This is a genomic window from Pseudoalteromonas sp. SCSIO 43101 (genome assembly GCF_023650775.1).
Classification (GTDB): domain Bacteria; phylum Pseudomonadota; class Gammaproteobacteria; order Enterobacterales; family Alteromonadaceae; genus Pseudoalteromonas; species Pseudoalteromonas apostichopi.
This window is the reverse complement of sequence record NZ_CP072674.1, coordinates 485022-497679: the sequence shown is the minus strand read 5'-3', so window position 1 is coordinate 497679 and position 12658 is coordinate 485022. Positions and strand designations below refer to the sequence as shown.

Annotated in this window: 6 protein-coding genes and 1 pseudogene; 5 read left to right on the top strand and 2 right to left on the bottom strand. The window is 41.8% G+C overall.

All coding sequences use genetic code 11. The features are described from left to right. Positions 1-280: 280 nt before the first annotated feature. The gene (locus J8Z25_RS19255; RefSeq protein WP_250662080.1) at positions 281-1894 is read left to right on the top strand and encodes a sensor domain-containing diguanylate cyclase; all 1614 of its coding nucleotides are present in this window, start codon (positions 281-283) and stop codon (positions 1892-1894) included. 64 nt (positions 1895-1958) lie between these two features. Further along, positions 1959-2648 carry a M15 family metallopeptidase gene (locus J8Z25_RS19250; RefSeq protein WP_250662079.1) on the top strand — a complete coding sequence of 230 codons (690 nt, stop codon included), beginning with the start codon at positions 1959-1961 and terminating at the stop codon, positions 2646-2648. 193 nt (positions 2649-2841) lie between these two features. On the opposite strand, the gene J8Z25_RS19245 is transcribed toward J8Z25_RS19250, so the two are convergent. Further along, on the bottom strand, positions 2842-3336 hold the full coding sequence (locus J8Z25_RS19245) for a serine protease external chaperone (RefSeq protein WP_250662078.1): 495 nt from the start codon (positions 3334-3336) through the stop codon (positions 2842-2844). 127 nt (positions 3337-3463) lie between these two features. On the opposite strand from J8Z25_RS19245, the gene J8Z25_RS19240 reads away from it, so the two are divergent. Next, positions 3464-7474 (top strand): rhombosortase-dependent M36 family metallopeptidase, encoded by a 4011-nt coding sequence (locus J8Z25_RS19240; protein ID WP_250662077.1) that lies wholly within the window; start codon positions 3464-3466, stop codon positions 7472-7474. Between the two features lie 324 nt (positions 7475-7798). Here J8Z25_RS19240 and J8Z25_RS19235 read toward each other — a convergent pair. Further along, positions 7799-9963 (bottom strand): annotated as a pseudogene (locus J8Z25_RS19235) (M3 family metallopeptidase). Positions 9964-10382: 419 nt separating this feature from the next. On the opposite strand from J8Z25_RS19235, the gene J8Z25_RS19230 reads away from it, so the two are divergent. Together J8Z25_RS19230 and folE2 are read left to right on the top strand one after the other, a co-directional pair. Continuing rightward, positions 10383-11714 (top strand): dihydroorotase, encoded by a 1332-nt coding sequence (locus tag J8Z25_RS19230; protein ID WP_250662076.1) that lies wholly within the window; start codon positions 10383-10385, stop codon positions 11712-11714. Positions 11715-11725: 11 nt separating this feature from the next. Continuing rightward, positions 11726-12610: a GTP cyclohydrolase FolE2 gene (folE2, locus tag J8Z25_RS19225; RefSeq protein WP_250662075.1), complete on the top strand. Its 885-nt coding sequence runs from the start codon at positions 11726-11728 to the stop codon at positions 12608-12610. The last annotated feature ends 48 nt before the right edge of the window (positions 12611-12658 follow it).

The window sequence follows — 12658 nt, the reverse complement described above, 5'->3', positions numbered from 1 at the left end:
CATTCTTTTAACTGTCTTAAGTTTATAGTTTATTAAATTCAACATGTTAAATAACGAAGGTTGCTGGTAAGAGGCTTTGATGCCGTTCATGTTCAACGAGTGCTTGGTAGCTGAAGTTATTAAACAAAGTTACTTTAATTAATTAGAGTAATTGCACTCATTTATTTGCGCTAAATCAAATTATGACAAAAGTTTTATAGAGGTATACAAAACATCTTGCTAGTATAAAGGTATTAGATGTACCCGATATGGACTTTGGGCCCCATATGTGAGAAGTATCGTGCTTAAGAGTCTAAGTAAAGGTTTAAACCTACGTCGCTTAATTTTATTGTTAGCGTTTTCTGCAACGCTTATTACCTTTCTAAATAGTTATTACTCGAGCTACCAAGTTCAAAAGCAACAACTAATAGATAAAACCCTTAATAATCATAAGGCCTATGCCGCTAAGTTGGTGTCGGCGACCGATAACTTTTTACTGGCTGCTCAGCAACAACTTGCTTATGTCGGTAAAATTCTTGAGGATGATTTTAATAATCAAGGGTTAATTAATTCTGAGGTAGACAGGTTAAGACTACAAACCAATAGTTTTAATTCGACAATTATTGTAAATGCACAAGGCGATATTCTAGGTGTTTCGCCCAAGTCACTGAAACTACAAAACCGAAAAGTAGATAGTTTTGGTACTAAGGCAGCTTTGTCGTATCGGATTCCAATGATCAGTGAGCCGTATATTTCGATGGCAGGTAATTTACTGATCTTTATTTCGCAGCCATTATTTGACAAAAATAGCAATTTTATTGGTTATGTTGGCGGCACCCTTTACTTAAAGCGGACCAGTATTTTAAATGAATTGCTGCAAGTTCATTACTATCAAGACGGTTCCTATCTGTATGTGGTTGATGAAAATCATCGCTTACTTTATCACCCTGATAAAAGCCGAATTGGTGAGCAAGTATATGATAACCAAGTAATTGATGAGGTATTAAAAGGTAACTCAGGCACACAGATTGTTACCAACAGCAAAGGCGTTGGAATGCTTGCCGGTTACGCGCCAATGACAGTTGCCTCTTGGGGGGTAGTCACTCAGCGACCGCTTGAAAACACCCTTGCACCGCTTGATGACTTAATGTGGCAAGTGTTTGTAAAGACAGCCCCAATTGGTTTACTTACATTTGTGTTTATTTGGGTATTAGCACGTTTAATTTCACAGCCGTTAAGGCAATTAGCTGAGACTGCAAATACCTTAGATCGCCCTTCAACGTCACTAGAGTTGACACAAATCCGCTCATGGTATTTTGAAAGTAATGAGTTAAGAAAAGCCATGTTAAAAGGAGTGGGGCTACTACAAAGTAAAATCGGTTTATTGCGCCAAGAAGCGCAAACAGACCCATTAACTAGCCTGCACAATCGCCGTAGCCTTGATATACAAATTAATCATTTTATAGCTCAGCGTTGTCCTTTTGCTGTGTTGGCTATCGATATCGACCATTTTAAACGAGTGAACGATGAGTTTGGTCATGACATTGGTGATGTGGTACTACAGTCGTTAGCTAAAATTTTGTTAGATGTCACTCGTGATAGTGATGTGGTTGCCCGTACAGGCGGTGAAGAGTTCATTGTGATCATGCCAAGAGTCGAAGCAAAACGAGCGTATCAACTCGCTGAACGTTTGCGTATGCGGGTGTCCGAAAGCTACATTGACCCTGTTGGCTGCATTAATGTATCGATTGGTATTTCAGGCTGGCCAATCGAGCAATTAAACATTGATGAAGTATTTAAACTTGCCGACCAAGCTTTATACCAGGCTAAAAAGACGGGTCGCAACCGATCAGTTGTAGATGCATTATATAGCCAAAATATTACTCCTGTTTCTGAGTCTTTAATCTTGGAATAAGTTATTTAATGTGCAATAGTGAGTGGTATTAAGTTATTTACGAGAAATTAAAATGGCATTCACTATGTTGGCACGTTTAACTATCCCCTCTTCTTTGCTAAGTATAGCGCTTATTAGCACAAGCACTGCTTATGCAAACCCAAGCGATGATAAGCGAAGTGAATTTGTGGATGTAGGTGCTTTACTTCCTAATGCCGTGTTAGATATTCGTTATTTTGGTCATCATAACTTTGTAGGCAAACCTGTTGATGGCTACAACGCGCCTAAATGCTTATTGCATAATAGCGCTGCTGCCGCTCTTAAAAATGTGCAAACAGCAGCTCAAACACAAGGCCTTAATTTAAAAATCTTTGATTGTTACCGCCCACAGCGCGCCGTTGACCACTTTGTGCGTTGGGTTAACGATTTAGAGGATACAGGTACTAAAGCTGAGTTTTATCCAAACTTAGGCAAAGATAAGCTGCTTGGTGATTACATCGCTGCTAAATCGGGCCATAGTCGTGGCTCAACGATTGATTTAACGTTAGTCGATACAAAAGGCAAAGAGCTTGATATGGGCTCACCGTTTGATATGTTCGATACCCTTTCTAACACCGACGATCCGCGTATTAATGCAGAGCAAAAAGCAAATAGGTATAAACTAAAAACCCTTATGACAGATGCCGGGTTCGCCCCATATTCAATGGAGTGGTGGCACTTCACTTATCAACCTCAAGCATACCCAGCCACCTATTTTGACTTTGTGGTGGAGTAGTAAGTTAGCGAGTTACGAGGGGAAAGAGTAAAGTTAGCGAGTTTCGAGGTAGCAGCGATTTTACATCGCGTCCTAGAGCCTAGGGCCTAGAACCTAGCGCATGATGGCGCGGGATAAACCCGCTGCTACAAGTAGGCGTGAAACTTGTTTCGCGCGTCTGACGGCTGATAGCAGAAGGCTGAGAGCTCCTGTCCTACATCACTTCTTTAATCGGTGAATAATCAATTTTAATTTCAACAACATCTACGTTGGCATTTTGTTTAAAAGCGTTTTGTACTTTTAATAAATCAGTGTTTTTATCTGCAATGTATCGATAATTTTTGTTGGTCATTTTTTTCAGTTTGTATTGGCTGCTAAGCTCTATTGGTAAACTGTTTTCTTTTAGAGTTAAATAAATTGCCCCAGTAGCGATGCCGCGCTCTTGCATTGCATGATTAAAGACTTCTGTGCCTTTGACTAAATTAGGCGCATCAAAGGTAATTTTTTCGCCATTATTACTAAAAGCGTTAGTAGATTTTTGTTTGTTGATTTCGACTGCTTTTTTAACATCTTTAACTAAAACTTGTTCTTTTTGTGAACTGGTCGTTGGCTGTTGTGCTGTATTTTGCTCGCTTATTTCATTTTTTTGACAGCCTGATACTAGTACTAATGCTAGTGTAAGTGCTTGTATCTTAATTGTTTGATTCATTATGTTCCTGCTTGTTTGTTACTTTTTTTTACAATTAATTCTGTTTTTTAATTGCCATATTGGGTACATTGGCCTCGGTTATGATTGTTAACCGAAAATAAAAATATAACAATAGGGAACGTAAGGAATGTCTCAATTTAAAGTAACAGCTGTTGCTACCATGGTAACGGCTATCTTGGCATCATCTCAATTACAGGCAAGTGAACAAACTCGCTTCTATAATGCCTCAAGTGTTAGCTCGCAAGTACAATTTAATCCTCAAGTATCTCAGCAACGTGCATTAGCTGAGCGTCGCACAGTATCGGGTCATAAATCTATTTTCGATGCGCAATTAGGTAAAGCCACGTTCCTATGGAATGCAGTTGGTCAAGCTAAGCCAGATATGGCTATGGTGCTTCCTGAGCAACGCAATGCCTATGCCGCAGATTTTTATTTAAATGCCTTAACTGGCGTTAGCACAGCTAAAAAAGGTGTATCAAGCGCTGTATTAACAGATTTATCTGAACAAAAGCTTGGTTCAATCACTGCTAAATACAAGCAAAAAGTACATGACATTGAAGTATTCAACCGTGAATACAACCTGATCATGGACAAAGAGTACAACCTAGTTGCAGGTTCTGGTTACTTCGCTAATACAAGCTCAAACGCAACACAATCATTTGCACCTTTAGCTGACTTTGTAGGCGCTGAGCAAAGTATCAAGCGTGCTATTAAAGAGCTTGCAGATATCAATGTATCGCTAACTAAGTCAACTGAGCAAGGCGACTATGTTAAATACAATGTGTCTAACCAAAATGGTGACAAAGTTGTATTAGGTCAGCCACGTGCTAAGAAAGTATTCTTTGAAGTAGCGGGTGAGTTGCAATCTGCATACTATGTTGAAGTAGAAGTAGCTGACAAAAATAGCCTAGAAAGCGATTACTTCAGTTATGTTATTGGCGCGCAAAACAACAAAGTTTACTTCAAGAAAGACTTAAAAGCTCACGCGGCAGATTTTAACTACCGTGTTTGGGCTGATGAAGATGGTTACCCGTGGGAAGGTCCACACGGTGACGTAATCCCAGCTGATGGCCCTGATCAAGTTGATGAAACAGAAATCCTTGATGCACCACTTGTAAGCTTATCTTATTACAAAAAATTAAGCACGATGGATCCGTGGCTTGCTGATGATGCTACAACAACATCAGGTAACAACGTATTTGCTTATGCTGATGTTATCGCACCTCAAGGTTACACAGAAGGTGACTTCACTGCAGAAACAACATCAGATTACACATTCGATTACCCTTACCGAGTTGATCAAGTAGCAAACAGCTACGACAACCGTAAAGCGGCGATCGTTAACTTGTTCTACATGAACAACTTCTTACACGATTTTTTCTATGATCATGGTTTTGACGAAACATCAAATGTTGCGCAAGTATCTAACTACGGTCGTGGTGGTGTTGAAGGCGATCCAATCGAAGCGCAAGCACAAGATAATAGCGGTTTAAACAACGCGAACATGTCTACGCCTGCTGACGGTGCAAGCCCACGCATGCAAATGTATCTATACAACTCAAAAGACGCAAAAGTAGGCGTTGACTACGGTGTGGTTGTAACATCTGATGCAACGATTGGTCTTCTAGAATCTTCTAAAGTATCTGGCTTTGGTCAAATGCAATTTGCTGATATCGCAGGGGAAGTTGTTCGTCTAGTTGACGGTAATAACGTAGATTCTGGTAGCGTAAACGATGGTTGTGAACCTGCAACAAATGCAGCAGAACTCGCTGGCAAAATTGCGCTTGTAGATCGTGGTTCTTGTAACTTCACAGCAAAAGTACTACACGCACAAGAAGCCGGTGCAATTGGTGCAATCGTTGTAAACAACAACCCAGATACGGATGAGCCAGCGCCAATGGGCGGTGAAGACGATGCCGTTATCATTCCTAACATGGGTCTGAACTATGCTGACGGTCATGCGCTTTACGATGGTATCGCTGCAGGCGAAACTGTCACTGTTAACATGTTCAATAAAGCAACGTTAAAAGACGGTACTTTAGATAACGGTATTATTGCTCACGAATGGGGTCACTATATCAGTAACCGCTTAGTGGGTAACTCATCAGGCCTTATCAACTTCCAGGGCCGCGCGATGGGTGAAGGTTGGGGTGATTTCCACTCTCTAATGTTCATTGCTAAAGCAGGTGACATTAACATCCCTGGTAACGACAAGTTCCAAAAAGCATACGGTAGCGGTACTTTCGTAGAAGACTTCTACTACGGTATTCGTCGTGTTCCATATTCTACCAATATGGAAGTAAACCCATTGTCTTTCCGTCACATTACTGAAAATGCTGGTGATGATGTAGGTATTTCACCAACAAGTGTTGCTTCACCACACGCAGCAGGTGAAATTTGGGCAACTATGCTTTGGGAAAGCTATGTAGCGCTTATCAACGAGCACGGCTTTGAAGATGCTCAAAACCGTATGGCTAACTACTTAGTTGCTGGTTACAAGCTGACTCCTGTTGCACCGTTATACACAGAAGCACGTGATGCTATCTTAGCTGCAGCGTATGCTGTAGACCCAGAAGATTACAAACTAATCTTAGGTGCATTTGCTAAGCGTGGTATGGGCTTAGGAGCTAAAGCACCAGAGCGTTTCAGTGAAGATTTAACAGGTGTTGTTGAATCAGACAAAATGAAACTTGCTAGCTTCACATTTAAAGATGTGGCAATGAATGCAAACTACAACGGTGCTGAGTTAGGTTATTGTTCAAACGATAACGTGCTAGATAAAGGTGAAACAGGTACATTAACTGTTAGCATCATGAACACAGGTAGTGAAGTACTGACTGGCACACAAGCTCAGTTAACGGTTGTAAGTGGCCACGATGTAACTTTCGAAAATGATGGTTTAATCACATTCGACGATACAAACCCATATGCTTCACAAACAAGCGCGCCGATTACTTTCACGTTAAATGATGCTGACACTGCGGATACACTTAAAATCGAAGTGTCATTCCCTGAGCTTTCTGCTGATGACGAAATTGTTGAAGCAGCAAGCGATACAGTATCTTACCTTGTGAATATGGACTTTGAAGATAAAGCACCAGTTAGCTCACAAACGGCAGACGATATGGAAGTAGCAGGTGCATCATTACGTGATTGGAAAGAAAACGTAATGACAGGTGATGACTTAGCTGTTGGCACGCAAAGCATGGCAACTGGTGGTAATGTTAACTTCTTCAACAGCTTTGGCTTCGGTCTTGGCGAGCAAACAATGTACCTAAACAACAATGACTTCCAGTCTGATGTTGCGGTTGAATCAAGAGAGTTTGATATCGGTTTTGCTGGTGACTTTGAAGTTTCATTCTGGCACTTCTACCTAATCGAAAACGAATGGGATGGTGGTGTTGTAGAAATCAGCGTAAACGGCGGTAACTGGGTAGATGTTACTGAGATGGGCGGTACTTTTGATGTAGGTTACGATGGCCCACTAATCGAAAACGACGCGCAAGCACTACAAGATCGCGATACCTTCACAGGTAACAATGTTGATGGTAACGGTGTTTATGGTAACTACGAAACAATTCGTTTCGGTACTGAACTAAACGGTAACCGTGCAAAATTACGTTTCCGTATGTCATCAGACAGCGCAGTACGTGAGTTCGGCTGGTGGATTGATAACGTTACGGTAAGCAACGTGACTTCACCAATCTTCTCAAACGTGGTTGCTGGTGATGCATTAGCATGTGATAACGCATTACCATTACTTTCTGTATCGGGTGATGAGTCAGTTTCTGAGTCTGCTTCAGGCACATTAACTGCAACAGCTACAGACCGTAATGATGACGCACTAAGCTACACGTGGACGCAACTAAGCGGTACAACTGCTACATTAACTGGTGCTGATACAGCTACTTTAGGCTTCACGCCAGGCGCTATCTCAAGCGATGACGAGTTGGTATTTGAAGTAACAGTTAATGATGGTACAGACTCTGTATCAGAGCAATTCACTGTTGCTGTAACTAACGAAGCTGAGCCAGTAGAAGAGAAGAAAGTGACTAAATCTAGCAATGGTAGCTTTGGTTTCTTAACACTACTACTTGCACCATTAGCGCTTATCGGCCGTCGCCGTAAACGTAAATAATAACGTTAAATAGTGATAACAAAGCCCTTACAGCTTACTGTAAGGGCTTTTTTGTTTTTAAGTTAGCGAGTTCCGAGTTCCGAGTTCCGAGTTCCGAGTTCCGAGGTACGAGGGGAAAGGTACGAGATACGACGTAGCAGCGATTTTACATCGCGTCTTAGAGCCTAGCGCCTTTTTGTAGGCGTGAAACTTGTTTCGCGCGTCTGACCGCTGATAGCTGAAGGCTGACCGCTCCTTTTGCTATCGTTGTGGGGTTATCAATACTCGATAACCCCACATTTCTGACTTACAGCTTAGAGCTTAGAGCTTAAAGCTCAAGGTAAGCTATTGAACCGTTGCTTTTAGGCCGCGGCGTTTTAATAACGCTGAAGTGTCTGGCTCTTGACCACGGAACGCTTTGAACGATTCCATCAGGTCACGTGAGTTACCGACTTCTAAAATTTCTTTACGGTATTTTTCACCCATTTCGCGAGTTAAACCACCTTGTTCTTGAACATAAGCAAAGGCGTCTGCCGCTAAGATTTCACTCCACATGTAAGCGTAGTAACCCGCTGAGTAACCGCCGCCCATTGAGTGCGAGAAGAAGGCTGACTTATAACGTGGTGGTACAAATGGTACATCAACACCATGTTTAGCAAGCGCTTGTTGCTCAAACTTTTCAATGTCTTGTAATGGTGCATCAGCAGAAAGTGAATGCCATTCCATATCAAGTAGTGCAGCTGCAACGTACTCTAGGGTATCAAAACCTTGGTTAAAGCTACGCGATTGAATTACTTTTTTCAGTAGCTCATCAGGAATTGGCTCGCCGGTTTTATGGTGTTTTGCATAGTTAGCGATAACTTCAGGGTACATTGCCCAATCTTCTTCAAATGTTGATGGGAACTCAACGAAGTCGCGTGATACTGAGGTGCCAGATAGAGTAGGGTACTTCACGTTTGAGAACATGCCGTGTAAGCCATGACCTAGCTCGTGGAAAATCGTTGTTGCTTCATCATAGCTGATAAGCGTAGGTTCGCCATTCGCGCCTTTTTGAATGTTCATAACGTTTACAACAACAGGCTTTTGTTCTTTAAGGCCAGATTGTTTAACGAATGAGCTCATCCATGCACCGCCACGCTTGCCTTCACGAGCGAAGTAGTCAGCAAAGAAAATGGCCAAGCTCTTACCATTTTCATCAAATAACTCATAGGCTTTTAGATCTGGGTGATATACCGGAATATCGTTACGTGGTTTAAAGGTGATGCCGTATAAACGGTTCATGGTGAAGAATACGCCGTCTTCTAGAACGCGGTTGAACTCGAAGTATTCTTTCACTGCATTTTCGTCAAGGTTGTATTTATCTTTACGAACTTGCTCTGCGTAGAATAACCAATCCCATGGCTGTAATTTGAATTGCTCGCCTGATTCATCAATCTTAGCTTGAATTGCAGCGGCCTCAGCGTTTACGTTTTGCATTAATGCAGGGATCATGCTCGCAAACATATCAAATACAGCTTGTGGTTTTTTCGCCATTTGTGACTCTAAACCAAAGTCAGCCCAGCTGTCGTAACCTAATAGCTTCGCTTTTTGAGCACGTAACTGAGCAAGCTGTGCCACGATCTCACGGTTACTATTTTCGCCCGATAATGCGCGCTCAGCCGATGCACGCCATACTTTTTCACGTAAATCACGGTTTTTCAGTGTTGCCAAAATTGGCTGACGCGTGGTGTTTGTGATTTTAATTAGGTATTGACCTGGGTGGCCTGCTTCTGCTGCGGCATTGGCGAGTTGTTCAATTTGACCTGCTGGTAAGCCTTCAAGCTCTGCTTTGTCATCCACTAAAACAACATTTGTTTTAGTCAGTGCTAATAAGTTTTGTGAGAACTGAGTTGTTAAGCTTGAGTGCTTCGTATTGATATCACGAATTTGTTGTTTTTGCTCTGCACTTAATTTTGCACCTGCACGCACAAAACGTTTGTAGTAAACGTCTAATAAACGTTTTTCTTCAGCAGTTAAGGCAAGGTTGTCAGCTTCGCTGTGAATAGCGGCTACTTTTTCAAAGAGTGCTTTATTTAAGAAAATATTGTCGCTATGAGCAGCTAGTTTTGGCGCTAATTCTTTTGTAATTCACGACGAGCCGGGTTTGAGTCAGTACCTGCTAGGTTATAAAAAATACTGCGTGTGCGAGTCAGTAGCTCACCACTTTTCTCAAGAGCAACAATGGTGTTAGCGAAATCAGGCTTTGCTGGGTTATTGATGATAGCTTGTACTTCAGCCATTTGCTCAGCCATACCTTTATTAAAAGCAGGCATAAAGTGCTCATCTTTAATCGCACTGAAATCAGGCGTTTCGTATTGTAATACGCTTTTTACAAACAGTGGGTTAGCTTGCTCTGCGGCAGCAGCTGGTGCTGATTGTTCTGATTTAGGCGTTGATGTTGTCGTTTGTGGTTCTGAACAGGCTGTGAGTAACAGCGCTGAACTGATCGCGGTTGCGATTAGGTGTTTCATAGTATTTCTCTTGTCATTTTTAAAATTAAATTGTGTCGATATACCCTTGCACATACGCTTTATAAGCTCTTGATTTGAAAAGCGGTTAAAACGAATTACAAAAATGCACTCATATGGGGTAGGTATCAGCATGTGATCAATGAGCCCAGCATACTGTGTCTTATTACAATTGACCTCATACGTTGCGATAAGGTGATTATTGGCTGCGATAAGCTGTTAAAATTCTCTAAGATCGGAAAGCGGCTTATTACTTAGCAGCTTAAATAGCCCGATAAAATGATCTTTTTGACTCATAACAGTTACCAAATAAAAACTTTATGGTATGTTATATTGTAACATATCAATCTGCAACCAATCTTGCCATGGAGTGAATTTTTTTACGATAAGTTGCAAATGTTGCTGAATAAGCAAGGAGCAGTATGGCTATCATAATCAAACATGCGAGCGTAGTTAATGAAGGACAGCGGAAAACAAACGATATAAAAATAGTCGATAAACGAATTGTTCTAATCGATTCTGATATCACTGCAAAGGCCAATGATCAGGTGATTGATGCAAGCGGCCTGTTGCTATTACCTGGCATGATTGACGATCAAGTTCACTTCAGAGAGCCAGGCCTGACGCATAAAGGCACTATTGCCAGAGAGTCCGCCGCCGCAGTTGCGGGTGGCATTACAAGTTTTATGGAAATGCCCAATGTTTCACCGTCGACCACCTCGGCAAAAGCTCTTGCAGATAAATACGCGATAGCAGCTCAGACTAGCGCTGCGAATTATGCGTTTTACTTTGGTGCAACCCCTGACAATCTTGAAGAAATTAAAGCCCTTGATACAAAAAAAGTTTGCGGCGTGAAAGTATTTATGGGGGCATCAACAGGCGATTTACTCGTTGAGCATCCGCATGCACTAGAAGCCATTTTTCGTGAAAGCCCTGTACTTATTGCAACCCATTGCGAGCAAGGCGAGGTTATTCAGCAAAATCAGCGCCGTTTAGCAAAACGTTTTGGCGAACTATGTATCGAACATCATCCATTAATTCGTGATGAGTTAGCCTGTTATGCATCATCATCGTATGCGGTATCACTGGCAAAACGTTATGGTTCACAGCTACATGTTTTACACTTAACAACGGCAAAAGAGCTCGAACTATTTAGTAATGCCCCGATAGAGCAAAAGCACATAACCGCAGAAGCATGCGTGCATCATTTATGGTTTAACCAAGACGATTACGCACACTATGGCAATCAAATTAAATGTAACCCCGCCATAAAATCAGAGCAAGACCGCATAGCGCTGCTCGCAGCAGTGCGTGATGGTCGCATTGATATTATTGCCACCGACCATGCACCTCATACTTGGCAAGAAAAACAGCAACAATACAACGCTGCACCAGCAGGGCTTCCGCTCGTCGAGCATGCCTTATTAATGTTACTTGAACAGGTAAAACGCGGTACGTTGAGCCTTGAGCAAATCGTTGAAAAAACAGCGCATAACGTGGCAAAGCGATTTGCTATTGAAGGCCGTGGCTTTATACGAGAGGGTTATTTTGCTGATTTAGTACTGGTTGACCCAAATGCAGAAAAGCACGTTGAGCACACAAACACTCATTACTTATGCCAATGGACGCCATTCAATGGCACTACTTTTTCAAACCGAATTACACATACCTTTGTAAATGGGGAGTGTGTTTTTGATGGGCAGCACGTATACCCGCACAAACAGGCTGCTATGGCCTTAACATTTAATCGTTAAAAGAAGTTGATATGCAATTACCCGATATTACCTCGCACTCTAATGTAGATTTTCAGTCGCCTTTAAAATGGGTCGGTATGGAAAAAATAGCATTGCCTTTGAAGCTTGCACAAACTCATGTTGATGTGCACCTTAATGCCAAAGCCGATGTGTTCGTTAGCCTTGATAGCGATGCTAAAGGCATTCATATGTCGCGTCTTTATTTACTACTTAATCAGCTATTGGCTAAACAAAGCTTAACGACTCAGCGTGTTAACGAGTTTATGGAGGCCGTTTTAGCATCACAAAAAGGCTTAAGTAAAGGCGCAAAACTGGTGCTGCATTTTGATTTACCTCAGTTAAAACCAGCATTACTTAGCGACAACGCTGGTTATAATGCTTACCCTGTTATTTTAACGATTACTAAGCAGCAATCGCTGATTATTAACTTAAAAGTAGATATTACCTATAGCAGCACTTGCCCGTGCTCAGCGGCATTGTCGAGGCAGCTTTTGAGCGAGGCGGTTGATAAACAATTTAACGATGCAGCGATTGATAAAGCATCATTCCTTAACTGGCTTGCAAGTGAACAGGGCTCAATTGCAACCCCTCATAGCCAGCGCTCTTATGCGTATGTCGATGTCACTTTTATTAGTGAAAAGCTACCTGATATTGGCGGCTTTATCACAGTATGTGAGCAAGCTATAGGCACCCCAGTACAAACCGCCGTGAAGCGTGAAGATGAACAAGCATTTGCTGCTCTTAACGCAAAAAATTTACTGTTTTGCGAAGATGCAGCAAGGCGATTAAAGCAGTGCTTCGAAACAATGGATGTAATTACTGATTATCAGTTTAAAGTTGAGCATCAAGAAAGCTTACATGGCCATAATGCAGTGGTTCATGAGTCTAAATATTAGGCTCATGAAACCTGAGTGGTTTACAAATTTTGACATTAGCGGTCGCAA

Bases quoted from the DNA above. Each gene is read 5' to 3' on its own strand.
- J8Z25_RS19230 (WP_250662076.1), top strand. From the start codon at position 10,383: ATGGCTATCATAATCAAACATGCGAGCGTAGTTAATGAAGGACAGCGG.
- J8Z25_RS19240 (WP_250662077.1), top strand. From the start codon at position 3,464: ATGTCTCAATTTAAAGTAACAGCTGTTGCTACCATGGTAACGGCTATC.
- folE2 (WP_250662075.1), top strand. From the start codon at position 11,726: ATGCAATTACCCGATATTACCTCGCACTCTAATGTAGATTTTCAGTCG.
- J8Z25_RS19245 (WP_250662078.1), bottom strand. From the start codon at position 3,336: ATGAATCAAACAATTAAGATACAAGCACTTACACTAGCATTAGTACTA.
- J8Z25_RS19250 (WP_250662079.1), top strand. From the start codon at position 1,959: ATGTTGGCACGTTTAACTATCCCCTCTTCTTTGCTAAGTATAGCGCTT.